The organism is Nocardia sp. NPDC049526 (assembly GCF_044465765.1).
In the GTDB taxonomy this organism is placed as follows: domain Bacteria; phylum Actinomycetota; class Actinomycetes; order Mycobacteriales; family Mycobacteriaceae; genus Nocardia.
This window is the reverse complement of sequence record NZ_JBITMA010000012.1, coordinates 81,665-106,784: the sequence shown is the minus strand read 5'-3', so window position 1 is coordinate 106,784 and position 25,120 is coordinate 81,665. Positions and strand designations below refer to the sequence as shown.

The window sequence follows — 25,120 nt, the reverse complement described above, 5'->3', positions numbered from 1 at the left end:
GATTCCGGCCGCACCTGCCGGTTGTCGGTGCCCGGGTGCACACTGATGCCATGGCCCAGTTCTCCACCGCGACCCAGGAGTGGTTCGACGGCGCATTTCCCGCGCCCACGGCCGCTCAGCTGGGCGCGTGGCAGGCCATTGCCGCAGGTGAGCACACCTTGGTCGTCGCGCCGACCGGTTCGGGTAAGACGCTGTCGGCCTTTCTGTGGGCCATCGATCAACTCGCGACCCGGCCGAAGCCCGAGGGCAAGGTCGGCACCTCGGTGCTCTATGTGTCACCGCTGAAGGCATTGGCGGTGGACGTCGAGCGGAATCTGCGCGCACCGCTGGTCGGGGTCACCCAGACCGCGAAGCGGCTCGGCCTGGACCCGCCGACGATCACCGTCGGCGTTCGGTCCGGCGACACCAGTCCGGCGGACCGGCGATCGATGCAGCGGACACCGCCCGACATTCTGATCACCACGCCCGAATCGCTGTTCCTGATGCTCACCTCCGCGGCCAGGGAGACGCTGAGCGATGTCGGCACGGTGATCGTGGACGAGGTGCACGCCATCGCGGGTGGTAAGCGCGGTGCGCATCTGGCGCTGTCGCTGGCCCGATTGGATCTGCTGACCGAGCGGCCCGCGCAGCGGATCGGGCTCTCGGCGACGGTGCGGCCACCCGAAGAAGTCGGGCGGTTCCTGGTCGGAAATGCGGCGATCACGATCGTTTCGCCGCCCGCGCCGAAAACCTTCGATCTGTCCGTGCGTGTGCCGATCGCGGATATGACCGAGCCGGGCGACTCCGATCAGCCAGGGTCGATCTGGCCGCATGTGGACGAGGCGATCGTGGATCTGGTGCTGGACCACCGGTCTTCGATCGTCTTCGCGAATTCGCGCAGGTTGGCCGAGCGGTTGACCGCGCGGCTCAATGAGGCCTACGCCGCGCGGCTGGGAGAATCCGTCGCGGCCGTGTCCGATACGCCGCGCGCGGGGCCCTCCGTGGTTACCCGAGCTGCCTCCTCCGGGCCTGACGCGCGCGGCGGGCACAAACCGCCCGCCCAACTCGGTGCGTCCACCGAAGTAACCCACGGCGCGGATCCGCTGCTGGCCCGGGCGCACCACGGTTCGGTGAGCAAGGAGCAGCGGGCGCTGATCGAGGACGATCTCAAGAGCGGACGGCTGCGTTGCGTTGTCGCCACCAGCAGTCTCGAACTCGGAATCGATATGGGCGCAGTCGATTTGGTGGTGCAGGTGGAGGCGCCACCGTCGGTGGCGAGTGGGTTGCAGCGGGTCGGGCGGGCCGGGCACCAGGTCGGTGAGATCTCGCGCGGAGTGCTGTTCCCGAAGCACCGCACCGATGTCATCCACTGCGCGGTCGCGTCACAACGGATGACGGCGGGCCAGATCGAGGCGCTGCAAGTTCCCGCGCACCCCTTGGACATCCTGGCCCAGCAGACCGTCGCGGCCTGCGCGCTCGAACCCATCGATGTCGACGCGTGGTTCGAAACCGTGCGCGGCACCGGCAATTACGCCTCGCTGCCCAGGTCGGCGTATGAATCGGTGCTCGATCTGCTCGCCGGTCGCTATCCGTCGGACGAGTTCGCCGAATTGCGGCCCCGGCTCGTGTGGGACCGCGACGCGGGCACACTCACCGGTCGGCCAGGGGCACAGCGCCTGGCCGTGACCTCGGGTGGCGCGATCCCGGATCGTGGCCTGTTCGCGGTCTACATGGTCGGTGAAAAGGCCTCGCGGGTAGGCGAACTCGATGAGGAGATGGTGTACGAGTCGCGGGTCGGCGATGTATTCGCCCTCGGCGCGACCAGCTGGCGCATCGAGGAGATCACCTTCGACCGGGTGCTGGTCACACCCGCATTCGGGCAGCCGGGGCGGTTGCCGTTCTGGCATGGTGACGGACTCGGTCGCCCCGCCGAACTCGGTGCGGCGCTCGGCGAATTCATTCGCAAGGCCGGCGCGCACGCACCGAAGGGTACGGACCCCGGAACCGATGGAAAGAAAAGCTCCCCAACGGATCCGGCAGTCGACACACTCCTACGTGGCGCGGGCCTCGACGACAATGCCACCACGAATCTGGTGACGCTGCTCGATGAACAACGCACTGCCACCGGACAATTGCCCACCGACAAGACCCTGATCGTCGAGCGCTTCCGCGACGAGCTCGGCGATTGGCGGCTGGTGCTGCATTCGCCGTACGGCTTGCCGGTGCACGCGCCGTGGGCATTGGCGATCGGTGCGCGGCTGCGGGAGCGGTTCGGCGTGGACGTCGCGCCGAACGCCTCCGACGACGGAATTGTCGTGCGACTGCCCGATACCACCGACGATCCGCCCGGCGCCGAGCTTTTCGTGTTCGAGCCCGATGAGATCGACGACATCGTCACCGAGCAGGTCGGTGGATCGGCGCTGTTCGCATCGCGATTCCGGGAGTGCGCGGCACGGGCACTGCTCCTGCCCCGACGCGATCCGGGTAAGCGTGCGCCGCTGTGGCAGCAGCGGCAGCGGTCGGCGCAATTGCTCGATGTGGCGCGGAAGTTTCCGGACTTTCCGATCCTGTTGGAGACGGTCCGCGAATGTCTGCGTGACGTTTACGATCTACCGTCGCTGCGGGATCTGCTCGGACGGGTAGCGCGTCGCCAGGTGCGACTGGTCGAAGTCGAGACCGCGACGCCGTCACCGTTCGCGAATTCGCTGCTGTTCGATTACATCGGACAGTTCATGTACGACGGGGACAGTCCGCTGGCCGAACGTCGGGCCGCCGCACTGTCACTCGATTCGAGTCTGCTCGCCGAACTGCTCGGACGGGTGGAACTGCGGGAACTGTTGGATGCCACCGTTATCGAGCAGACCGAGCGGGAATTGCAGCGGCTCACACCCGAACGGCTGGCGCGGGATGCGGAGGGGTTGGCCGATCTGTTGCGGCTGCTCGGACCGCTCACTGCCGAGGAAGCCGCGCAGCGGTGCGTCGGCGTTCAACTCGACGATACAGAGCCCACCGGTGATCCGGCGGAATGGTTCGCCGGCTTGCTGAAATCCAAGCGCGCACTCGAGGTCACCTTCGCCGGACGAACCTGGTGGGTCGCGGTGGAGGATGCCGCGCGCCTGCGCGACGCGCTCGGCGTACCGCTCCCGATCGGCACCCCGGCCGCGTTCATCGAACCGGTCGCCGATCCGCTCGGAGACCTGGTCGGGCGCTATGCCCGCACGCACGGACCGTTCACCACCGAGGCCGTCGCCGCCCGTTTCGGACTGGGCGCCGCGGTCGCCGCGACGGCACTGCATCGGCTGGTCGCGGAAAAACGCGTGGTAGAGGGCGAATTCACACCTGCGGCCAGCGGCTCGGAGTGGTGCGACAGCCAGGTGCTGCGCCGCTTGCGCCGTCGGTCGCTCGCGGCGGCCCGGCACGAGGTCGAGCCGGTCGCCACCGCCGCGTTCGGCCGGTTCCTGCCGTCCTGGCAGCACATCGACACCGGTGAATTGCGCGGCGTCGACGGGGTCGCGGCGGTGGTGGAACAGCTTGCGGGAGTGCCGATTCCCGCTTCCGCATGGGAATCGCTGGTTTTGCCCGCGCGGGTGCGCGACTACTCACCTGCCATGCTGGACGAGTTGACGGCCACCGGTGAGGTCATCTGGTCCGGGCACGGCGCAATCACCGCGAAGGACGGCTGGATTGCCCTGCACCTGGCCGATCAGGCCCCGTTCACTCTGACGCCCGCCGACGAGATCGAACTGTCCGAGGTACACCTGCGCCTGCTCAACGCGTTGGGCGCATCGATCACCCCGTGGACGCCCATCGACGCCGATGCGGAGTCCAGCGCGGGATCAGGCCAGGTCGTATCACTGGACGATGATGCAGCACAGGATATTTCAGCGATGTGGGGCAATTCGGCGACTCCAGGCAGCTCGGTGAGCACCAACGGCTCAGCGGGGCGAGACGGGTCGCCGCTGCGACTTCCCCCGGTCCTGCACGGCGGCGGCGCGTACTTCTTCCGGCAACTCTCCGACGCCACCGGACTACTCGACGACACCAAAGTCGCGAATGCGTTGTGGGAGCTCGTCTGGGCAGGCGTGGTCTCAGGTGACACCTTCGCTCCCGTTCGCGCCCTGCTCTCGGGTACCGCACGGACCTCCACCGCCCATCGCACACCACGGCGCGCACCGCGTGGGCGGGCCTACCTCCCACGACCGAATATGCCCACCAGATCCGGACCGCCCGCCGTCGCCGGCCGCTGGTCGCTGCTGCCGGAACGGGTGGCCGACAACACCCTGCGCGCCCACGCAACGGCGGACACCCTGCTGGAGCGGTACGGCGTGCTGACCCGCGGCTCGGTGCAGAACGAGGGCGTGCCGGGCGGATTCGCGCTCATGTACCGCGTGCTCACCGAATTCGAGGATCGCGGCCGTTGCCGCCGTGGCTATTTCATCGATTCGCTGGGCGGCGCACAATTCTCCACCACCGATGTGGTGGACCGACTGCGCTCCTTCGACACCGAGCGCACCCGCCCCGGCACCGGTGGACAACGCCGGAGCACCGCACTCGCTTTGGCGGCAAGCGATCCCGCAAACCCCTACGGTGCGGCTCTGCCCTGGCCGAAGGGACCGTCCGAGGGCGCGGGCCACCGTCCCGGACGCAAGGCCGGCGCCATCGTCGTGCTGGTCGACGGCGAACTCGCGCTGTATCTGGAGCGCGGCGGTAAAACGCTGCTCACCTTCACAGAGGATCCGAACGTCCGCCAGGCCGCGGCCACCGCCCTGGCCGATCTGGTGCGCGACCGTCGCGTCGACTCACTCGTGATCGACCGGGTCGACGGAGAAACCGTGCACGGCAACACCTTCGCCGGTTTCCTCACCGAGGCCGGATTCTCCGCGACCCCACGCGGCCTCCGATTGCGGAGCAAGCCGTGATCCGACGACGAAGCCGCGCATCACGACACCGCTCCGGCAAGCGCGGCGACAGCGACTCGCACACCGCAAAGCGAGGCCGGATTCTCCGCAACACCACGCGGCCCCGACTACGGAGCAAGCCGGACGAACCCGCGCACGGCGACACCGCTCCGGCAAGCGCGGCGTCGGCCACTCGCACTCTGCAGCGCAAGAACTGGGCAGCGACGGCCACTCGCACTCTGCAAGGCAGGGAATTGCGCGGGGAAAAGCGGACCCACACTGCGGAGCCAATAGTGACCCCGCTCCCATTCAACCTATGGTCGAGCCATGCCTGAAGGCGACACCGTATTCTTGACCGCGGCCAGGCTGCGGCTCGCACTGGAGGGAAAGACGCTGATCCGCAGCGATTTCCGGGTGCCGCGCTATGCCACGGTCGATCTGGTCGGGCAGCGGGTCGAGGGGGTCGCCAGCTATGGCAAGCATCTGTTCGTCCGAACCGACGAGGTCAGCGTCCACACGCATTTGAAGATGGAGGGCGAATGGCGGACCTACTGCGCCGGTGAACGGTGGACGCGACCGCCGGTGACCGCCCGGCTGGTGCTCGGCACCGATGACACCGAGGCGGTGGGCTTTTCGCTCGGCACCGTCGAGGTGCTGCGACGCGCGGACGAGCACACCGCCACCGACCATCTCGGGCCGGACCTGCTCGGCGCGAACTGGGATGTGACCGAGGCGGTGCGACGACTGGCACGGCATCCGGCCCAACCGATCGGCCTCGCGCTACTCGACCAGCGCAACCTGGCCGGTATCGGCAATATCTACCGCAGCGAAATCTGCTTCCTGCGCCGCGTCCATCCGGCCACACCGGTCGGCGGCGTCCCCGACCTGCTCGCCCTCGTGCACGAGGCGCATCGCGTACTCACCAAGGCCGCGACCGAACCACCGTGGCGGCCACTTGCCTATGGCCGCGCCCGTCGCCCGTGTCAGCGTTGCGGCACCCGCATGGTCGTCCATCTACTCGGCGAGACCGAACCCAATCCCGGCCGAACGGCCCGAAACCCCCAGTCCGACCGCATCATCCAGCGCGAACGCGGCATCTACTTCTGCCCACGCTGCCAGCCAGAACCCGCCTGATCACAGGCTGATTGCCGTTCAGTTGCTAACACTTGCGCACTTTTGCACGACTAGCTTCCGTGAGCATGGATGAGCAGGTAGGAGCTGGCAAGAGTGATGGCACTGGACACAGTAACGCGACGTCCGATTGCGATAGCCAGCCGACTACTCGCCGCCCTCCTCGCCCTCATCGCCACGGCGGTCTTCAGTTATCTACTCCTGCACACTCTTTCCACCACTGGCGACCCAAGCGTCCCGAATCCACCACCATCCACCTCGAATATTCGCCAGTTTTCCGAAACTAACTAGACCGGTCGTCATAGTTCACGTACCGTAAAAGCGTGGCACCTCGCACCGACTCCCGCCAACGCTTCATCGACGCCGCGGCCGACCTGTTCCACACCCAGGGCTATCACGCCACCGGCCTGAATCAACTCGTCGGCGCCGGCGGCGCACCCAAGGGCTCGCTCTACTTCCACTTCCCCGGCGGCAAAGAGCAACTCGCTGCCGAGGCCCTCACCCAATCGAGCAGGCAACTGCGCGACCAACTGGACGCCATCCTGGCCGATGGCGGCGATATCGCCACCGTCTTCGACGTCCTCACCGCACTGCTCGTCGATTCCGATTTCGAACGCGGCTGCCCCATCGCGACCATCGCGCTCGACGCGGGGCGCGAGAGCGAAACGATCAGGCAGGCTTGCGTCACCGGTTTCGAATCCTGGCGCGAGTCGATTGAAAAGTACCTGCGGGACAAGGGAATCGACCAGGAGCGCGCCACCGAACTTTCGACTGTCGCCCTCGCCACGATCGAGGGTGCCCTCATGCTCGCCAAGACCAAACGTGATGTCGCGCCACTGCGCGCGGTCGCCACCCATCTGCGTACCACTTTCGAACGGGAGCTCTCCTGATGCGCGTGCACCACCTCGATTGCGGCACCATGCGCCCACTCGGCGGCCGACTCCTGGACGGCACCGGCAGCATTTTCCGCCGCGCCGAAATGGTCTGCCACTGCCTACTTCTCGAACTCGACTCCGGACTCGTCCTGGTGGAGACCGGCGTCGGCGAGCAGGCGGTGCAACGACCCGAGGAATGGCTCGGCCGCCGCTTCCTCCGGCTGACCAATCCGGTACTCGATCTCGCTCAGACCGCGGTGAGCCAGATCGAGGCGCTGGGTTACCGGCGCGAGGATGTCCGCGATATCGTGCTCACCCATCTCGATCTCGACCATGCGGGCGGGCTCGCCGACTTTCCGCACGCGCGGGTGCACGTATACGCCGAGGAACTGCGTGCCCTACAGGGCGGGCATACGCGGGAAGAACGCTTGCGCTACAAGGAACCTCAGTTCCGGCACGGCCCGCGCTGGGAGTCGTACACGGATACCGGTGACAGCTGGTTCGGTTTCGACGCTGTGCGCGAATTGACCGGTCTGCCACCGGAAATCCTGATCATCCCGCTCGCCGGACATACCCGCGGTCATGCGGGCGTCGCCGTCGATACCGGGAACGGCTGGCTACTGTCCGCGGGCGACTCCTATTACCACCCCGGTGTCCTCGACCCGATTCGTCCGCGACAACCGCTCGGAACAGCCATGTTCGAGAAGAAGGTGCAGACACTTCCGGCCGCGCGCATCGAGAATCAGCGGCGGCTGCGCGAACTGGTGCGCGACCACGGTGACGAGGTCACGGTGTTCTCCGCGCACAGTTCGATCGAATTCCATGCCATGAAGCAGATCGGCGTTCGACCAAACCCTTGACGGCTCAGGCACTTCCGATTAACTTGCAGAATGTAAGTTAACATAGGGAGTGCAACGTGAACGATCCGCGGCGGTACGTGGTCATCGGGGGCGGACTGGCCGGGCTCGCGTCCGCGGTCTGGTTGGCCGAGGCGGGTAAGCGGGTGACCCTGCTGGAACGCCGCGGCCGACTCGGCGGCCGGACGCATGCGATGAAAGTCGAAGCGGCCGACGACCTTCCCGATAACGGCCAGCATGTGATCGCCAGCGGTTACGACCACCTGTTCCGCTACCTGACCAGCGTCGGCACTCGCCAGTACGTCGCCTTTCCACAGGGCGGCACATTGCGCTGGCCGGGCGGAAGCAGCACCCCCATAGTGACGAAGGGCTGGGGTGCTCGGCGCACCCTGTTCGGCGCACATCCCGACGCGAGCCTGCTCGATCGGCTGCGCGCGGCCCGCGCCACGGTGCGCCTCGGCTGGCAGAGCCTGCACCAGCCCGCCGACCTCGCCGACCTCACCACCGAACAGTGGTTCAACCGGGTCGGCATGCCCGCTCCGGCGCGAGAAGCGTTGTGGGACTGGCTCGCTCTCGGACTCGCGGCCGAGCCGGTGCAGCAGGAATCGGCCAAGATCCTCGCCGATTTGCTGGCCACCGGCATTCGACTCGGGATCAAACACCGTCGGGCGGTCACCATCGGCTATCCGACCACCGACCTCGATACGCTCTACATCACCGGGGCCCAAAAGGTTTTCGAGAAATACGGTGTCGAGGTCCGGCACCGCGCGGTGGCTCGCCGGATCAATATCGAGAACGGCGCGGTGACCGAGGTGGTGCTCGCCGACGGTTCGGTCGTCCCGGCCGATGCCGTCGTCTGCGCGGTACCGAATTCGAACATCGGCGGACTGCTCGACGACCTGCCCGAACATTCCGAAATCTACGCCGCCGCAGATAAATTGGGCGTTACACCGATCGTCAGCACCAACCTGTACCTGGACCGCCCACTCGGCACCGAGGCCGAGTTCGAGGCGCTGATCGGCGGCACCGGCGTCATCGACGAGGTCTTCGACCGGCAGCGGATGACCGGGCGGAGCACCGATCAAGCCTGGCTGTACTGCCTGACCACCAGCGGCGCGTACGAGCAGATCCACAAGACCAACGAGCAGATCATCGACGAGCAGATGCACCTGCTGCGCCGCTACTATCCAGCCGCCGAAAACGCGAAAGTCGTTCAGGGACACGTGGTTCGGATGCCGAAGGCGACCTTCTCCCAGGTGCTCGGCACGCACGGCCTGCGCCCGGATCAGCGCACCTCGGTGCCGACGCTGGTGCTGGCCGGCGATTGGACCGCGACCGACTGGTCGGCCACCATGGAGAGCGCGGTGCAGAGCGCTGCCAAGGCGGTGGAGCTGTTACTTGCGCTACCGTCGTTGCCGTGACCACGGAGCGCTCGACGTCCGAGCACCCCACCGCGAAGCCCTGTCCCACGCCCAAGCGCCGCATGTCCGCGGCCGAGCGGCGCACACAACTACTCGATGTGGCGCGCGACATCGTCGCCGTCGACGGCTTCGGCGCGGTGAGCATCGACCGGGTCGCACGCGAGGGCGAGGTCGCACGGGCACTGGTGTATCAGCAGTTCACCGATCTGTCCGGACTGATGACCGCGCTGGTGGATCGCGAATCGGCCATCGCACTGGCCGGCATCGGCACCCTCGACTGGTCCGACACCGATGACGATGCGGATCGGATCGGCCGCGGCATCCTCGCCTATCTGCATGCCGCGCCGACCAGTTGGCGGATCATCCTCAGCCCACCCGACGGCGGACCGCCGGATCTACGCGACCGGCTCGAACTCGGCCGGGCCTACGCGCGGGCGATCGGCGCGCGACATCTGTCGCGCCATGCCGGAGTCACCGTCGATCCGGATGGCGCGACCGAGCGAATCATGCTCGCGGCATTGGAGGAATTGGCCCGACTGCATCTAGGCGACCCACAGCGGTACCCGGATGAGCTGGTACTGCGCTACATTCGGTCGATCCTGGCCTGGGCCACCCATGTCGAAACCCCGAAAAAGGAGCACTGAACAGCGGTTTCAGCGTCATCACGAAATTCTCACGGACGCATTGGTTTTCTTGTCCCGACGCGGGAACAACCCGCGCGAAAGAGAGGAAAACCATGAAGATCCGCTCCGCGATCGCCGCCGGAATATTCACCCTCGGCGCCGTCGCCGCAGCCGGTGCCGCCTCGGCCGCGCCCACCCCGATGCACACCCCCTTCATCGGCAACTACGCGACCTACGACGCCTGCGCCGCCGACGGCAACTCCCCGAAGACCGGTGGCACGCAGTGGGAGTGCCGCGAGGTCGCCGACGGCTGGGATCTGTACACCTACTGAGCACTCGGACACCAGTCTGCGCACCAGGTGTGAAATGCCTTATTCTCTGACCTCGTGCGAGTGCTGGTGATCGAGGACGACGAAGGTCTCGGCATGGAAGTCGCCGCGGGACTGCGCTCGGCCGGTTTCGCGGTTGACCTTGCCCCCAACCTCGCGGATGCCGATTTCAAGATCTCCGTCAATGGCTACGACGTGCTCGTCGTGGATCGCGGCCTGCCCGACGGCGACGGTCTGCAGTTGGTCGCGGCGCACCGCGCGCGGGGTCAGCGGGTGCCGGTCCTGATGCTCACCGCCCGCGACGCATTGGCCGATCGCATAGCCGGATTCGAGCACGGCGCCGACGACTACCTGGTCAAACCGTTCGCACTACCGGAACTCGCCGCGCGCGTGCGCGCGCTGTCGCGGCGGCGCGAACATCCGGCGCCGGCCCGGATCGTGCTCGGCGATATCGATATCGACCTACCGCGTCGCCGGGTGCAGCGCGCGGGCATTCTGCGCTCGCTGACTCCGAAGGAATTCGCCGTACTCGAACTGCTCGCCACTCGCGCGGGCAGCGTCGTGTCGCGTTCGGAACTCATCGAATGCTGCTGGGACGAAATGGCCGAACCCGCATCGAATGTCGTCGACGCCGTCATAGCGCAGCTGCGGCGCAAACTCGGCGCACCGCCGGTGATCGAGACTGTGCGCGGCACCGGTTTCATGATCGGAAGTGACTCATTCGCACCTTGATTTCCACGGCGGATGCCCGCCCCGCCGTGGCCCGTCTGCGCCGCACCCGCTGGCTGCTCACCGCACTGATCACCGCCATCACCGCGACCTGTCTGATCGTTCTCGGCATCGTCGCGGCGACCATCGATACCCGCTCGCGGGAGGCGGCCCTCGACGATTCCCTCGATCGAGTGGTGAGCGGGTTGTTCCGCACCGTCGACCTGCCCGAGGGCGAGGAAACCATCGACGTGAGCCAGCTCGAGAACGACGCCCTGGCCAACGGCGAAGTCGCAGTGGTGGTGCTCAGCGCGCCCGGGAATGGCAGGTGGCAGGAGAATTTCGCGCACCTGCGCTCCTGGCTGCCCAAGGACGACGGCGTCGCGGGACTCGCCGATGACGCCGATCTGGCCGGGGAGACCGTCTTCCGCGACGGATACGACGGTGCGGGCCGCCCGGTCCGCATCGCGGCGACACCGATCACCTGGGAGGACTCCGAGACCAAAGCGGTGGTCATCGCGGGCACGAATCCCGGTGCGTTCGACCGTGATCGGGCGCTGCTGATCTGGGGACTCGTCGTCGGCGGGCTCACGTTGGTCGCGCTGTCCGCGGTGGCCGGACATCTGCTCTCGGGCCGGAGCATGCGGCAGGCCATTGTGCTGCTCGAAGAGCAGGAACGTTTTCTCGGCGACGCCGCACACGAATTGCGCACGCCGCTCACGACTCTCGGTTTGGTCACCGCGCCGCGCCGCCGCAATCCGCACGAGGTCGAGCGGGCATTGATCGATGCCAGGGCATTGGGCGGTCGGATGGAGCGGATCGTCTCGGGATTGTTGGCGCGTGCCCGGATGCAGGCGGGCGTCACCACCATGGAGAAGGTGCAGCTTTTGCTTGATCAGCTCACCGAATCGGTGGTCGAGGAATTCCCGCAGGGCAATATCGTGCTGCAGGCGAATCCCAGTGTGGTGATCGGTGATCCGAACCTGCTGAGCCTTGCAGTACGCAATCTCATCGAGAATGCGATCACGCACGGGGCGGTCAATCGCGGTGCGCCCGTGGAGGTGCATGTGGCCGATGGCCGGGTCAGTGTGCGTGACCATGGTGCGGGTTTGACTCCGCAATTGTCGAGCAGTCCGTTCGCGCGCGGGGTGAGCGGTGGGCGTGGCAGCGGAATCGGGCTGGCCTTGGTGGCTTGGATCGCCGAATTGCATGGCGGCACTGCGACAATGGAACCGGCTGCGGGTGGCGGCACCATCACCTCGATCGTGCTGCCGCCGCCGGCTGTCTAGTTCTCAGGTGTCCGACGGGACCGGTTCCAGGATCTCCGGCCGCGGTTCCGGGGCCGCGATGCGCAGAGCATCGGCGGAGGGATCGTCCGGCTGGGTCTGGGAGCGGATCTCCGCCTCGACGCGGGCCTGGTAAGTGCTTACCTCCCGGTCGATTTCGTCGTCGTCCCAACCGAGTATCGGTGCGACCAGGTGGGCCACCTGTTCGGCGCAGTTCGTGCCGCGGTGCGAGTATTCGATGGAGATCCTGGTCCGGCGGGCCAGAATGTCGTCCAGATGCAGCGCGCCCTCCGCGGCGGCCGCGTAGACGGCCTCCACCTGCAGATACGACGGCGCGTCCATAATCGGTTGCAGCAGTTCGGGTTTGCCGTCGGCCATGGCCATGACCTCGTCGATGAGCGAACCGTAGCGATCGAGCAGGTGCTTGATCCGGTACGGATGCACGCCATAGGCCTCGGCGAGTTGCACCGTCTGATTGATCAGCGCGAAGTACCCGTCGGCGCCGAGCAGCGGAACCTTCTCGGTGATGGACGGTGAGACGCGCGCCGGAATATCCTGTGCCGCTTCGTCGACCGCGTCATAGGCCATCACCCGGTAGGTGGTGTATTTGCCACCCGCGATGCCGACCAACCCCGGCGCAACCCGGGCGACGGCGTGTTCTCGCGAAAGCTTGGACGTCGAATCGCTTTCTCCCGCAAGCAAAGGCCGCAGACCCGCGTAGACACCGTCGATATCGGCGGGCGTGAGCGGGGTGACCAGCACCTGGTTGACCCGATCCAACAGATAATCGATATCGGCCTTGGTCGCCGCCGGATGAGCGAGATCCAGATTCCAATCGGTATCGGTGGTGCCGATGATCCAGTGTGCGCCCCACGGGACGACGAACAGCACCGAGCTCGCGGTGCGCAGGATGATCGCGGCATCGCTGACTACGCGGTCGCGCGGCACCACGATGTGCACGCCCTTGGACGCACGCACGTGGAAGCGGCCGCGATTATGCGAAAGCGCCTGGACCTCGTCGGTCCACACGCCTGTCGCATTGATCACCACGTGAGCGCGGATTTCGCCGGTGCGACCGTCCTCGCTGTCGCGCACCTTCACCCCGACGACCCGGTCCGCCTCGCGCAGAAAGCCGACGACCTGCGTGGAGGTGCGGATCACCGCGCCGTAGTGCGCGGCGGTACGGGCGACGGTCATGGTGTGACGGGCATCGTCGACGACCGTGTCGTAGTAGCTGACGCCGCCGATCAGCGAGTCGGGGCGCAAACCCGGAGCCAGTCGCAGTGCGCCGGCCCGGGATAGATGATGTTGGCCGGGAACGGATTTCGCGCCGCCCATGGTGTCGTAGAGCACCAGTCCGGCGGCGACATACGGGCGTTCCCAGCCGCGGCGGGTCAGCGGGTAGAGGAAGCGCAGCGGCTTCACCAGATGCGGTGCGAGCCTGGCGAGTGCGAGTTCGCGTTCCCGCAGCGCCTCGCGCACCAGCCCGAATTCCAGTTGCTCCAGGTAGCGCAGTCCGCCGTGGAACATCTTCGAGGACCGGCTGGAGGTGCCGGAGGCGAGATCGCGCGCCTCGACCAGCGCAACCTTCAGACCGCGCGTGGCCGCGTCGAGGGCGATGCCCGAGCCGACCACACCGCCCCCGACGACGACCACGTCGAAGTGGTCCTTGCCGAAGCGCTCCCATGCCGTCGCGCGCTGCTCTGGTCCGAGGAACTGCGATTGCGGTTGCTTGGTCATGCTCGACTCCTCCAGCCGACCCCGGCGTCGGGGTTCAGACGACGTTTGTGGTCTTTCGGGCACACGATCGAGCTGCTCAGTCGGGGGGCGGTCTTCTGTTGTACAGGCTAAGGGAATCGGCGACGATCCCGTGTCGGGGCCGAAGCCGTGTCGCCCGCGGCCGATAATCAGCACTACTCGCCGGTAACCGAACCCAACACTAGTCCGATAACCTGCTGGTCGCGATGTTGTGCGCGGCGCACTCCGTCGTTTTCCCCGCCGGCCACGTCGGTTTTAGTAGCCTGCACAAATGCGTCGCTATGTGGCCGCCATTGATCAGGGCACGACCTCGAGTCGGTGCATCATCTTCGACCGGCAGGGCCGCGTCGTCGGTGTCGCGCAGCGCGAGCACGAGCAGATGTTCCCGCGGCCGGGCTGGGTCGAGCACGATCCGGAAACCATTTGGCGCGATACCGAATTCGTCCTCGGCGAGGTGCTGCGGAACACCGGTATCGCCGCCGAGGAGATCAACGCGGTCGGCGTCACCAATCAGCGCGAGACGACCGTGGTGTGGGATCGCGCCAGCGGCCAGCCGATTCATAACGCGATCGTCTGGCAGGACACCCGCACCGACCGTCTGGTCACCGAACTGAGCGGGGAATTCGGCGCGACGCGCTATCAGGACCGCACCGGTCTGCCGCTGTCCACCTACTTCGCCGGTCCGAAACTGCGCTGGATTCTGGACAATGTCGAGGGCGCGCGAGCCAGGGCCGAGGCCGGTGAGCTGTGTTTCGGCACCATCGACAGCTGGGTGCTGTGGAAGCTCACCGGTCAGCACATCACCGATGTGACCAATGCGTCGCGCACCATGCTGATGGATCTGCGTACGCTGCAATGGGATTCGCGGATCTGCGCGGAATTCGGGGTACCGCAGTCGATGCTGCCCGAGATCCGCAGCTCCTCGGAGATCTACGCGGAGATCGGCTCCGGTCCGTTGGCGGGCATACCCGTAGCGGGCATTCTCGGCGACCAGCAGGCGGCGACCTTCGGCCAGGCCTGTCTGTCCCCTGGCGAGGCCAAGAACACCTATGGCACAGGCAATTTCATGCTGCTCAATACCGGAACCACACCGGTATTCAGCAAACACGGTCTGCTCACCACGGTCTGCTACCAACTCGGCGGCGAGGCGCCGGTCTACGCGCTGGAGGGCTCCATCGCGGTGACCGGCTCACTGGTGCAATGGTTCCGGGACAATCTCGGCATCATTTCCGCCGCCGACGAGATCGAACCGCTGGCGCGCAGCGTCGCGGACAATGGCGGCGCTTACATCGTCCCCGCGTTCTCCGGTCTCTTCGCGCCGCGCTGGCGCCCGGATGCGCGCGGCGTGATCGCGGGCCTGACCCGCTTCGTCAACAAGGCGCATCTGGCGCGAGCGGTATTGGAGTCCACCGCATTTCAGACGCGCGAGGTCATGGACGCGATGCGCGCCGACGCCGAATCCCAGCAGCTGCGACTGGAACTGACCACCCTCAAGGTCGACGGCGGCATGGTCGGCAACGATCTGCTCATGCAGTTCCAGTCCGACATCCTCGATGTGCCGGTGGTCCGCCCGGTCGTCAATGAAACCACCGCGCTGGGTGCGGCTTATGCGGCCGGGCTCGCCGTCGGGCTATGGAAGAGCACCGATGACATCCGCGCCAACTGGACCGCGGACAAGACCTGGCAGCCCGCGATGTCGGCGAGGGACCGCGAAACCCACCTCGCCGCGTGGAACAAGGCCGTGGAGCGCACCTACAACTGGGCGGATTGACGACTATTCGGCCGCGCGAGCCAGCCGGTCGATCGCTTCCGCCAATGTCGCCGCGTCCGAAGTGGTGAAGCACATGCGCATGGAGTGGCGGTAGTCGGTGTCGACGGCGAAGGCCGAGCCGGGGACGAAGGCGACGCCGCGCTCCAGGGCTCGGGGCAGCAGCCGATCAGTATCGGTCCCGTCGGTGAAATCGGCCCACACGAACATGCCACCGGCGGCATCGGTGCAGGTGACGCGGTCGCCGAAGCGAGTTCGCACGGCGTGCACGAGCGCTTTGGCGCGGTCGCCGTAGGCGCTGCGGACGGTGTCGACATGGCCGGTCAGCCAGGTTTCGTCGGTGAGCAGGTCGGCGGCGATCTGGTGGGTCAGCGCCGAACCGCAGAGGTCCGCGCCCTGTTTCAGCAATTCGACCGCGCGACAGATCCGCTCCTGCGCCACCATCCAGCCGACCCGCAGCGCGGGCGCGAGGATCTTCGAGGCACTGGACAGCCGAATCACGTTGCGGGAGTACGTTGCCACGGGATCGGGCGAGGGCCGGTCGAACCAGAGCTCACCGTACGGATCGTCCTCGATCACCCAGAAGCCGTAGGTATCGGCGAGTTCGGCCAACTCACGACGACGCGGCGGACTCATCGTGACGCCACCCGGATTATGGAAATTGCTCACCGTGTGCACGACCGTCGGACGCTCACCGCGTGCCAGCAGTTCCTTCAGCACATCGAGCCGCATGCCTTCGGAATCCAAGGGCACCGCCACAATTCGCGCACCGGCGGCCCGGAACACTTGCAGCGCACCGACATACGCCGGATCCTCGACGACCACCAGCGCACCCGGATCCAGCAGCACCTCGGCGAGCAGCGAAAGCGCCTGCTGCGAACCATGAGTCACGAACACCTCGTCGAGCCCGACCGTGCGGCCGAGCTTTGCCGACTCCCGTTGGCGCAGCACATCGCGCAGCGGAGGCCACCCGCGCGACCCGGTGTACTGCAATACCGCGGAACCGCTCAGCGCCGCATCGGCCGCTGCGACGAGCCGCTCCCGGGGCATCAACTCCGAATCCGGCAAACCGCCCGCGAGGCTGATCACCTCTTCGCGCGTGGTCAGCTCGAGCAGGTCACGAATCGCCGAACTCTTCAGTCCGCCCAGTTTGGTTGCGAGCGGTGGATTGATCGGCGACATGGAAACCTCCGAGGGGACGCGAAACCCCACTGTCCCATATCGCTACCAAATTGTGAAATATTCATCCCATGATCTGAGAGCTCAGGCGCGCTCCCGGATGGCGAAGATCACGGTCTTGCCGTCCCGGACCACCGTGATGATGGTCTGCCGGTAGACATTGGTCGTGCCGTCGGGGCGATGTTCGGTCAGGTCCACCTCGAACGTGTCGGCCGCCGACTCGGCAATCCGCAGGCAATGCGTGGTGCCGACCGGAATCTGTTCATTGATGGCCTGCTGGATGACCTCGGCCGTCGACACATTCTCGGCATCCGGCGCGACGAATCTGCGCGCCCGCTCACCATTGCGGTCGACGTAGAACTCGTACTGGAAGCCGAGGATCGCACCGGGGCCGGTCGAGGTGTCGCCCTGCCCGTTGCCGCGGGTCACCTTGCCGTCTTTACTCGCGGGGCAGCTCAGCGCGGCCGAAGTGCTCGGCGGTGCTGGTGGCGCCGCCTTCGGACTGCCGTTGTCGTCGCGGCGGACCGCGACGAAGGTCACAACCAGCGCCAAGACCACCACGATCGCGGCGAGCACACCGAGCGCTATCCATCGACCGCGCGAACTGTGCCGGGTCGGGGTCGCGGTGATGGTGTCCGAGATCAGCTTCGGCGCAAGGCGTTTGGCGATCGGATCGTCAACCCAGGACAGGCCCGGCGGCTCGGACGGCGGCGTCGGTATCCCGCCGGATTCGGTGGGGCTGTTCCACCAGGTATCGCGCTGGCCTGTCGCGGGGGTCGCATGCCGGACGGTGGCCTCGTTGGGGTCCGGTTCGACCGGAGGCTCGGGTCGGCGCGTAGGCGGCTCCGGTCGCCGGGGCGGCGGTGGCGGCGCGTCGCCGAACACCGTCGTATCCGGCGCGCGGTACTGCGGGGGTGGCGGCGGCACCGTCGGCGGTTCGTCGGCGGGACGCCAGATCAGCTCGGGATGATCGGTGCCGGGCTCGGGCACCGACCACTGTGGTCGAACCTGCTCACCCGTCGGCGGCCCGAATTCGCCGACCGGCGGTCCGAATTCGGAGACCGGCGGGCCGAAATCGTCCAACGGGGGTCCGAATTCCGACCGGGTCCGGTCGGATTCGTTGTCCCTGCCATCACCCTCGGAGCCCACACCAAATCCTTTCCCCAGGACACACGTGTGGGGCGGTCGAGAACGACCGCCCCACCCGTCGAATCAGCTCGTGTCAGTACTGGAGTGACCCACCCCATTGGGTGGTGACCCCGGCAACGTTGACCGTCTGCGGAGCCAGTTCGCCTGGCGGCACCGGAAGTTTAACTTGCGCGGCGGCCTCGAGGGCAGCCGCGCCGCCCGGCTGTTCCCGAATCCAGTGCTCGACAGCGGCCTTGGCCATGTTGGCCTGGGTGGTGTCGAGGATGACCTCGGTCTTGTTGTCGGCCAGACCCTCACCACCGGTGTAGGAGGTGACCTTGACGGTGTTGGCGCCGATGTATTCGACCGACACACCGGCCTCGCCCTGACCGGTCGGGGTGCGGTACCCGATGGTGCCGACGTAGCCCGCGGCATTGTTGAAGTGGTGGGTGTTGGCCACGTAGCCGGGCGCCAGCGAGCCACCGTCGATATTGGCGCCGATCTCCTGGTGCGGCCCGTCCATCTCGACGACCGGCGCGGCCGGCGCCTGCTGGAAGCGTGGAGCCTCCCAGCGCGGCTGCTGCACCAGCGTGTCGGTATCCGGCTGCTGCGGGGTCCGGGCGTTCGGACCGCTCGGGGTGTTCGCACCCGGCGCGGTGGTACCGGGCTGCGCGGGCTTCGGAGCCTCCGCGCCGGGGGCCGTCTCCGGCACCACGGCCGGGATCGCGGGTCCGGTCTGCCCCGGAACCGGCAGCGGCGCGACGCGCGGGGTGGTGACACCCGGCTGGGTCGGCGTCGACAGCTTCGGATCCCTGGGCTGATTCGGCATGACCTGGTTCGGATCCGGCGTGGTGACACCCGGCTGGCTCGGCGTCGGCGACGGCTTGGTGTCCGGCTTACCCGGATCCGGCTTGGTGGTCTCCGGCTGGCCCTGATCCGTCGGTGCGGTGCTGCCCGGATCGGCGGGCGCCGGCGCCGGCGTGGTCGGTGTACTCGGCTGATCCGGAACTGCCCCCGCCGGCGCCGCGAAGAGCGTGGCCACGGCCGCCGCAGTAGCCAGTGGCAACGATGTGCTCGCCATCGCTCGCTGCGCCCGACTCGGCTTACGATGTTTCACTTTTCGCAATCCCTTTCCCGTGTGCGACCGAGTGGGTCGCACCCAGTTATCCCTGGTGAGACGCTTGGTCCACGAATGAGGACCGCCGAACGACCAAGCGGCCGTTCGCCGTTCCCGCTGGAAAGGATCGATCCCCCCACACAGAACCCTCGCGATCGCCCGCCGATCGCATCTCTGCGGGAAGTGAACCACATGCGCGCCTTACTGGCAACGCGATGAAAATCGCCACAAGACAGTAAGTCTCGGGGCGCTGGGTTCAGTGGCGGTTAATCCAGGTCGTCGTGACGCATCAGCAGCCGGGCGGCCTCGGTGACCGAGCCGGTGAGCGACGGGTACACCGAGAAGGTCTGGGCGAGATCGTTGACGGTCAGATTGTTCTGGACCGCGAGCGCGATCGGCAGGATGAGCTCCGAGGCGATCGGGGCAACGACCACACCGCCGATGACCACACCGGTCGCGGGCCGACAGAAGATCTTGACGAAACCCCTGCGCAGACCCGACATCTTGGCGCGCGGGTTGGTATTCAGCGGCAGCATCACCGTGCGCGCGGGCACCTCGCCGTTATCGATGGCGGTCTGGCTCACGCCGACGGTCGCGATTTCCGGACGGGTGAAAATGGCCGACGCGACCGTCTTCAGCCGGATCGGGATGACGCCCTCACCCAGCGCGTGGTACATCGCGATGCGGCCCTGCATGGCGGCCACCGAGGCCAGCGGCAGCAGACCGGTGCAATCGCCCGCCGCGTAGATACCGGGCGCCGAGGTGCGCGACACCCGGTCCACCCGCAGGTAGCCACCTCGGTCGAGTTCGATGCCGACCCGCTCCAGGCCGAGGTCGTCGGTATTGGGGGTCGAGCCGACGGTCATCAGCGCATGCGTACCCGTGACGGTGCGGCCGTCCGAGAGCTTGACCACGATTCCCGCGGCGGTGCGCTCCACCGCATCGGCGCGCGCGTGCTTGACCAGTTCGACACCGCGTTCGGCGAGCGCGTCCTCGAGCACGAGCGCGGCATCGGCATCCTCACCCGGCAGCACCCGGTCGCGGCTCGAGACCAACTTCACCCGCACACCCATTTCGGTATACGCGGAGACGAATTCGGCGCCGGTCACACCGGAGCCGACCACGACCAGGGTCTCCGGGAGTTCCTCCAGGTCGTAGAGCTGACGCCAGTTCAGGATGCGTTCGCCGTCGGGCTCGGCGCCGGGCAACACGCGCGGGCTCGCACCCGTGGCGATCAACACCACTTCGGCCTCGACGGCCTCCTCGGTGCCATCGGCCAACAGCGCGCGCACCCGGTGCGCGGCCATCCCGGTGGCCGGATCGCTGAGCTGTCCGCGTCCGGCGAGCACCGTCACGCCCGCGGCCTGCACCTTGGATCGGATATCGGAGGACTGCGCCAGCGCCAGCGCCTTCACACGCGCGTTCACTTCGCCCAATTCGATCTGGGCCTGGCTCGGATCGAGGGTAATGCCCAGGTCACGGGCGCGACGCAGATCGGTGCGCACGCCCGTCGAGGCAATAAAAGTCTTCGACGGCACGCAGTCCCACAGGACGCACGCCCCGCCGATGCCGTCGCTATCGATCAGGGTGACCGTGGCCCCGTGTTGGGCCGCCACCAGTGCCGCTTCATAACCGGCCGGTCCGCCACCGATGATCGCTATGCGGGTCATGGATACCTCCGCTGGAGCTGTTCGACCGGGATCTCCGGTGCCGGTAAACAACGTTAGCTGGCGAACACACGGTCATCTCGCCGGGATAGAGACGATGCGCGCAGGTTATTGGATACCCTTGCGTCGTGCCGATCTACGCCGCCTACGGGTCCAACATGGACTCGTCCCAGATGCTCGAGCGCTGTCCGCACTCCCCCATGTACGGGACGGGCTGGTTGGAGGGCTGGCGCCTCACCTTCAGCGGTGACGACATCGGCTGGGAGGGCCCGCTGGCCACCGTCGTCGAGGAGCCGGGCTCGCGGGTATTCGTGGTGCTCTACGACGTATCCCCCGAGGACGAGCAGCGCCTCGACCGCTGGGAGGGTTCCGATTTCGGTATCCACCGCAAGATCCGGCTGCGCGTGACGCCGAGCGCGGGCAGCGGTTCCGAACCCATCCTGGCGTGGCTGTACGTACTCGATGCGTACGAGGGCGGGCTACCGTCGGCGCGCTATATCGGCGTGATGGCCGACGCGGCCGAAAAGGCCGGCGCGCCGGCGGAATACGTGCACGCGCTGCGCACTCGCAACAGCAAGAACGTCGGTCCCGGATTCTTCGGTAGCTGAACAAACGCGGAAGCGGCCGACCCCCTTTTCGAGGTCGGCCGCTTCCTTGGCTTCGTCAGCTCGCGTTCAACACGATGTTGCTGAGCACCCGGACACCGACGGCGAGCGCGCGCTCATCGAGATCGAAGGTCGGCTGGTGCAGATCCAGCTGTTCGCCGTGCCCGGACCAAACGCCGAGGCGGGCCATCGCGCCCGGCACTTCCTCCTGGTACCAGGAGAAGTCCTCACCGCCACCGGACTGCAAGGTGTCGGCGAGCGCGTCCGGGCCGAGCATGCGGATCGCGTCCTCGAACATCCTGGTCGAGTGCTCGTCATTGACCACCGGCGGTACGCCGCGGCGGTAGTTCAACTGGTAGCGCACCCCGGTCGGTGCGAGCAGGCCGTCCACGATCTCGCGCACCATCGGCTCCAGCAGCGACCAGGTCGCGTGATCGCCGGTGCGGACGGTGCCGGTGAGCATGCCGGTCTGCGGTATCGCATTGGGCGCCTTCCCCGCGCTGACCGCGCCCCAGACCATCACCGTGCTGGTGCGCGGGTCGATGCGGCGGCTGAGCAGACCGGGCAGGCCGGTGATCACGGTGCCGATGGCGTAGACCAGGTCGCTGGTCAGATGCGGACGCGAGGTGTGCCCGCCCGGCGAATCGAGGACCAATTCGATGGTGTCGGCCGCCGAGGTGATCGCACCGACCCGGATGCCGACCCGACCGACCTCGAGGCGCGGATCGCAATGCAGTGCGAAGATCCGGTCGACGCCCTCCATCGCCCCGGCGGCGACCATATCGATGGCACCGCCCGGCATCACCTCTTCGGCGGGCTGGAAGACGAATCGCACGCCGACCGGCAGTTCCTGATCGGCCAGCGCGAGCGCGGTGCCGAGCAGGATCGTGGTGTGCGCGTCGTGCCCACAGGCATGCGATACGCCGGGCACGGTCGAGGCGAAGCTGAGTCCGGTGAATTCCTGCAGTGGGAGCGCGTCCATATCGGCGCGCAGTCCGATGCGCGGTGCGTCCACCGGACCGATGTCACAGAGCACTCCGGTGCCGTTGGGCATCTTCTGCGGCGTCATCCCCGCCTTGGTCAGCCAGGCCGAGACGAACTCGGTGGTGGCGAATTCGGTGCGGGAGAGCTCCGGGTTCGCGTGGATGTGCCGACGCCACTGGACGAGATCGACCGTGTGCTCTGCCAGCCAGGAATCGACCGCATCCGGTCCGGTTTCCGCGATATCCGATGCAGCGATGCCCCCTGGGCCCCCCGTGGTCACGCGCACCGTCCTACTCGTGTGTGTCGCGCGCGCCGCGGAGCGGCCGGTAGTGCTCACCGAATGTCCTCCTGTCGTTGAACGAGCCGTTGCAACAACCTGTCCCTATGTGTTTGATCGCGGGCTACGGCGATAGCGGTACGCGCGAGCGCGATCGCACCGTCGGTTACCGCACGATCGGCCGAGGCGTTGACACTCGCCGCGGCGAAGCCGGGCTGATGCGTCACCGCCCCACCGGCATCTATGCCGATGACCGGATGTATGCCCGGTACGACGTTGGTGACGTTGCCCATATCCGTACTCCCGAGCGGTCGCTGCGCCTCGAGTTCCGGTGCGATCGGCACCCGGCCCAAGTCCACGATCTGCTCGCGATAGGCAAACAGTAATCCTGAATCGGGCGTCAGCTCGGTATATGTCGGCGCAACCGTCCGGATTTCGTGAGTGCAGCCGGTCGCCAGCGCACCCGCCTCGAAACAAGCCGACGCTCGTCGCATCAGATCGTCGAGGGATGCGGAGTCGACTGCGCGTAGGTAATACAGCAGTTCCGCACGTCCGGGAACGATGTTGGGGGCTACGCCACCGTCGCTGACTATACCGTGCAGTTGCTGTCCGGGTCGGAGATGTTGCCGCAGCAATCCCAGAGCAACCTGCGTGACGGTCACCGCGTCGCCCGCATTTCGGCCCAATTCCGGGGCGGCGCTGGCATGCGCCTCGCGGCCGTGGAAGACCACCGACAAATCCGCCAGCGCCAGCGAGCGCGCGTCGACGATATCGATGGGTCCGGGGTGCACCATCATCGCCATCGCGACACCGTCGAAGACACCGCGCTCGACCATCAGCACCTTGCCGCCGCCGCTCTCCTCGGCGGGCGTTCCGAAGACGACGACGGTGATGCCGAGCGCGTCGGCCACCTCGGCGAGGCCGAGCCCGGCGCCGACCGCGGAAGCCGCGATGATGTTGTGCCCGCAGGCGTGCCCGATCTCGGGCAGCGCGTCGTATTCGGCGCAGATACCCACCGTGAGCTCGCCGGATCCGTAGGTCGCACGGAATGCGGTGGGCAGGTCGGCGATGCCGCTCTCGATCGCGAAACCCCGCTCAGCCAGGGGCGCGATGGTCTTGGCGACGCTGCGGGTTTCCTCGAACGCCAACTCCGGTTCGTCGTGGATCGAATGCGATAACGCGATCAGTTCGGGCGCGGCGGCCAGGATCGCGGCATCCGCCGCCGCACCCGGGTGCGCGTGGTGGTCCGTGCGTGATTCGGGGTGCCCGCTGCGCGGTGGTGGCATGGCACACAGTCTGGCACTGCGCCGACGATCGGGCGCACCCTGCGTCACGGGGCGATGCCGCCGCGTGGCGCAAGGTTTGTGATCAGCTTGCGGTTATCCCGGGGCGAACGCCAGATTCTCCGGGGTGGTGGGGGTCGCGAGCCCGGCCAGCGCCTTGGCGTGCAGCGACCGCTTGATCACCGGCAGATTGGGCTTGCGATTTGCCGCGAGGGCGCCCGCGCGCTCGATCGCGGACTTCAGCAACACATCAGCATCCGCCTTCGTGTCGACAATTCCCGCGGTAATGGCCTCGTCGGCGGCGAAGCGGTGCCCGGCGGTCATGGCCTGTACGCAGACCTGATTGGCGAGACGCTCGGTGAGCAGCGCGTTCATGCCGACCGTGAACGGCATGCCGAGGTGCACCTCGGGCAGACACCAGAAGCCGCGGTCGGCGCGCATCACCCGGAAATCGTGCGAGGTGGCGAGCATGGCGCCGGCGCCGAAGGCATGACCGTTGACGGCTGCGACCGTGGGCAGCGGGAAGGTCAGCAGCCGGGTGTAGATACTGTGCACGCGATCGAGGTAGCCGTGCATCTTGTCCAGGTTGCCGAACAGCCAATCGGTATCGAGCCCGTTGCTGTAGAACTTCCCACTCGCCGTGGTCACCAGCGCCGCCGGTCCCTCGGACGCCTCGACCTGGTCCAACAGCCCGTGGAACGCATCGATCCAATCCGGATGGAAACGGTTCTCGCTGTCCGTCTGCCCCTCGCTCCCGAGGTAGACGACGAACACATCCCCTTCACGTTCGAGATACGGCATGCGTGCAGCGTAACGGGCGCACGCCGGAATACCTACTCGCGGGTAGCAAATTATCGGCAGGTCAGCAGCCGTGAGCGTCGCCGCTCCACCACACGACGAAACGAGCCGCACAAGCGACGTTCGCGGCCCGTCTCGCGTCCGCGCAGGGGGCGGCCCTCGACGCGGCCAAGTCGTCCCACAGCGCGCCCCCACCGCTGAGCGCGCGAACATACGAGGCCGAACGACCCGCTCATACGTTCACAACGGAGCGAGTCCCATGAGCGAGGAGGCCGCTCCTCGTCTCGCGTTCAAACCGTCGAAGTGCATGCAACAGGCACGGGCCCCGCCCACCCGGCACGTACCCATCAGGCGCCAAGCGATCCACCATCAGCGACCACCACGAAGCGAGTCTTACGAGCAACCATTCGCGGCCCGTCTCGCGTCCGAGCCGTCCAAGCGCATGCGCC

19 protein-coding genes are annotated in these 25,120 nt (G+C 67.1%); 11 read left to right on the top strand and 8 right to left on the bottom strand.

The features are described 5' to 3' along the window. Positions 1 to 50 precede the first annotated feature (50 nt). From ACIBW7_RS32450 to ACIBW7_RS32410, 9 genes are all read left to right on the top strand, one after another. On the top strand, positions 51 to 4,898 hold the full coding sequence (locus tag ACIBW7_RS32450; protein WP_397053020.1) for an ATP-dependent helicase: 4,848 nt from the start codon (positions 51 to 53) through the stop codon (positions 4,896 to 4,898). 306 nt (positions 4,899 to 5,204) lie between these two features. Continuing rightward, positions 5,205 to 6,011 (top strand): DNA-formamidopyrimidine glycosylase family protein, encoded by an 807-nt coding sequence (locus tag ACIBW7_RS32445; RefSeq protein ID WP_397053018.1) that lies wholly within the window; start codon positions 5,205 to 5,207, stop codon positions 6,009 to 6,011. 320 nt (positions 6,012 to 6,331) lie between these two features. Further along, entirely contained in the window at positions 6,332 to 6,898 is a 567-nt protein-coding gene (locus ACIBW7_RS32440; RefSeq protein WP_397053016.1) for a TetR/AcrR family transcriptional regulator, read from the top strand. Continuing rightward, positions 6,898 to 7,743: an MBL fold metallo-hydrolase gene (locus tag ACIBW7_RS32435; RefSeq protein WP_397053014.1), complete on the top strand. Its 846-nt coding sequence runs from the start codon at positions 6,898 to 6,900 to the stop codon at positions 7,741 to 7,743. Before ACIBW7_RS32440 ends, ACIBW7_RS32435 begins: the two co-directional genes overlap by 1 nt. Positions 7,744 to 7,799: 56 nt before the next feature. Next, complete coding sequence (locus ACIBW7_RS32430) at positions 7,800 to 9,161, top strand: FAD-dependent oxidoreductase (RefSeq protein ID WP_397053012.1); 1,362 nt, start codon at positions 7,800 to 7,802, stop codon at positions 9,159 to 9,161. Between the two features lie 62 nt (positions 9,162 to 9,223). Next, on the top strand, positions 9,224 to 9,805 hold the full coding sequence (locus ACIBW7_RS32425) for a TetR/AcrR family transcriptional regulator (protein WP_397053226.1): 582 nt from the start codon (positions 9,224 to 9,226) through the stop codon (positions 9,803 to 9,805). 92 nt (positions 9,806 to 9,897) lie between these two features. Beyond that, positions 9,898 to 10,116 carry a hypothetical protein gene (locus ACIBW7_RS32420; RefSeq protein ID WP_327095658.1) on the top strand — a complete coding sequence of 73 codons (219 nt, stop codon included), beginning with the start codon at positions 9,898 to 9,900 and terminating at the stop codon, positions 10,114 to 10,116. A gap of 54 nt (positions 10,117 to 10,170) precedes the next feature. Next, complete coding sequence (locus ACIBW7_RS32415; protein WP_327095657.1) at positions 10,171 to 10,845, top strand: response regulator transcription factor; 675 nt, start codon at positions 10,171 to 10,173, stop codon at positions 10,843 to 10,845. Beyond that, entirely contained in the window at positions 10,842 to 12,110 is a 1,269-nt protein-coding gene (locus ACIBW7_RS32410) for a sensor histidine kinase (protein ID WP_397053009.1), read from the top strand. The genes ACIBW7_RS32415 and ACIBW7_RS32410 overlap by 4 nt, the downstream gene beginning before the upstream one ends. A 3-nt stretch (positions 12,111 to 12,113) precedes the next feature. On the opposite strand, the gene ACIBW7_RS32405 is transcribed toward ACIBW7_RS32410, so the two are convergent. Next, a complete protein-coding gene (locus ACIBW7_RS32405; protein WP_397053007.1) occupies positions 12,114 to 13,847 on the bottom strand; it encodes a glycerol-3-phosphate dehydrogenase/oxidase in 1,734 nt (577 codons plus the stop codon). Positions 13,848 to 14,136: 289 nt separating this feature from the next. Here ACIBW7_RS32405 and glpK point away from each other — a divergent pair, with 289 nt between their 5' ends. Further along, positions 14,137 to 15,636 carry a glycerol kinase GlpK gene (glpK, locus tag ACIBW7_RS32400; RefSeq protein ID WP_397053005.1) on the top strand — a complete coding sequence of 500 codons (1,500 nt, stop codon included), beginning with the start codon at positions 14,137 to 14,139 and terminating at the stop codon, positions 15,634 to 15,636. 3 nt (positions 15,637 to 15,639) lie between these two features. Here glpK and ACIBW7_RS32395 read toward each other — a convergent pair whose 3' ends face one another. From ACIBW7_RS32395 to ACIBW7_RS32380, 4 genes are all read right to left on the bottom strand, one after another. Beyond that, the gene (locus ACIBW7_RS32395; protein ID WP_397053003.1) at positions 15,640 to 16,815 is read right to left on the bottom strand and encodes a PLP-dependent aminotransferase family protein; all 1,176 of its coding nucleotides are present in this window, start codon (positions 16,813 to 16,815) and stop codon (positions 15,640 to 15,642) included. Positions 16,816 to 16,896: 81 nt separating this feature from the next. Next, the gene (locus ACIBW7_RS32390) at positions 16,897 to 17,961 is read right to left on the bottom strand and encodes a hypothetical protein (protein ID WP_397053001.1); all 1,065 of its coding nucleotides are present in this window, start codon (positions 17,959 to 17,961) and stop codon (positions 16,897 to 16,899) included. Positions 17,962 to 18,034: 73 nt separating this feature from the next. Then, entirely contained in the window at positions 18,035 to 19,021 is a 987-nt protein-coding gene (locus ACIBW7_RS32385) for a hypothetical protein (protein WP_397052999.1), read from the bottom strand. A 302-nt stretch (positions 19,022 to 19,323) separates the two neighbouring features. Next, positions 19,324 to 20,727 (bottom strand): NAD(P)H-quinone dehydrogenase, encoded by a 1,404-nt coding sequence (locus ACIBW7_RS32380; protein WP_397052997.1) that lies wholly within the window; start codon positions 20,725 to 20,727, stop codon positions 19,324 to 19,326. A gap of 125 nt (positions 20,728 to 20,852) precedes the next feature. On the opposite strand from ACIBW7_RS32380, the gene ACIBW7_RS32375 reads away from it, so the two are divergent. Then, positions 20,853 to 21,332: a gamma-glutamylcyclotransferase gene (locus ACIBW7_RS32375; RefSeq protein ID WP_364507981.1), complete on the top strand. Its 480-nt coding sequence runs from the start codon at positions 20,853 to 20,855 to the stop codon at positions 21,330 to 21,332. A gap of 55 nt (positions 21,333 to 21,387) precedes the next feature. Here the strand turns inward: ACIBW7_RS32375 and ACIBW7_RS32370 are convergent, their stop codons facing one another. From ACIBW7_RS32370 to ACIBW7_RS32360, 3 genes are all read right to left on the bottom strand, one after another. Further along, a complete protein-coding gene (locus ACIBW7_RS32370; RefSeq protein ID WP_397053225.1) occupies positions 21,388 to 22,554 on the bottom strand; it encodes a M20 family metallopeptidase in 1,167 nt (388 codons plus the stop codon). A gap of 92 nt (positions 22,555 to 22,646) precedes the next feature. Then, positions 22,647 to 23,876, bottom strand: a complete 1,230-nt coding sequence (locus tag ACIBW7_RS32365) for a M20 family metallopeptidase (protein WP_397052994.1) — start codon at positions 23,874 to 23,876, stop codon at positions 22,647 to 22,649. Positions 23,877 to 23,969: 93 nt separating this feature from the next. Beyond that, positions 23,970 to 24,674: an enoyl-CoA hydratase-related protein gene (locus ACIBW7_RS32360; protein WP_397052992.1), complete on the bottom strand. Its 705-nt coding sequence runs from the start codon at positions 24,672 to 24,674 to the stop codon at positions 23,970 to 23,972. Positions 24,675 to 25,120: the final 446 nt, after the last annotated feature.

Excerpts from the sequence above, each read along its gene's own strand:
- ACIBW7_RS32450 (WP_397053020.1), top strand. The coding sequence starts at position 51 with ATGGCCCAGTTCTCCACCGCGACCCAGGAGTGGTTCGACGGCGCATTT.
- ACIBW7_RS32445 (WP_397053018.1), top strand. The coding sequence starts at position 5,205 with ATGCCTGAAGGCGACACCGTATTCTTGACCGCGGCCAGGCTGCGGCTC.
- ACIBW7_RS32435 (WP_397053014.1), top strand. The coding sequence starts at position 6,898 with ATGCGCGTGCACCACCTCGATTGCGGCACCATGCGCCCACTCGGCGGC.
- ACIBW7_RS32425 (WP_397053226.1), top strand. The coding sequence starts at position 9,224 with ATGTCCGCGGCCGAGCGGCGCACACAACTACTCGATGTGGCGCGCGAC.
- ACIBW7_RS32420 (WP_327095658.1), top strand. The coding sequence starts at position 9,898 with ATGAAGATCCGCTCCGCGATCGCCGCCGGAATATTCACCCTCGGCGCC.
- ACIBW7_RS32405 (WP_397053007.1), bottom strand. The coding sequence starts at position 13,847 with ATGACCAAGCAACCGCAATCGCAGTTCCTCGGACCAGAGCAGCGCGCG.
- glpK (WP_397053005.1), top strand. The coding sequence starts at position 14,137 with ATGCGTCGCTATGTGGCCGCCATTGATCAGGGCACGACCTCGAGTCGG.
- ACIBW7_RS32395 (WP_397053003.1), bottom strand. The coding sequence starts at position 16,815 with ATGTCGCCGATCAATCCACCGCTCGCAACCAAACTGGGCGGACTGAAG.
- ACIBW7_RS32385 (WP_397052999.1), bottom strand. The coding sequence starts at position 19,021 with ATGGCGAGCACATCGTTGCCACTGGCTACTGCGGCGGCCGTGGCCACG.
- ACIBW7_RS32380 (WP_397052997.1), bottom strand. The coding sequence starts at position 20,727 with ATGACCCGCATAGCGATCATCGGTGGCGGACCGGCCGGTTATGAAGCG.
- ACIBW7_RS32365 (WP_397052994.1), bottom strand. The coding sequence starts at position 23,876 with ATGCCACCACCGCGCAGCGGGCACCCCGAATCACGCACGGACCACCAC.
- ACIBW7_RS32360 (WP_397052992.1), bottom strand. The coding sequence starts at position 24,674 with ATGCCGTATCTCGAACGTGAAGGGGATGTGTTCGTCGTCTACCTCGGG.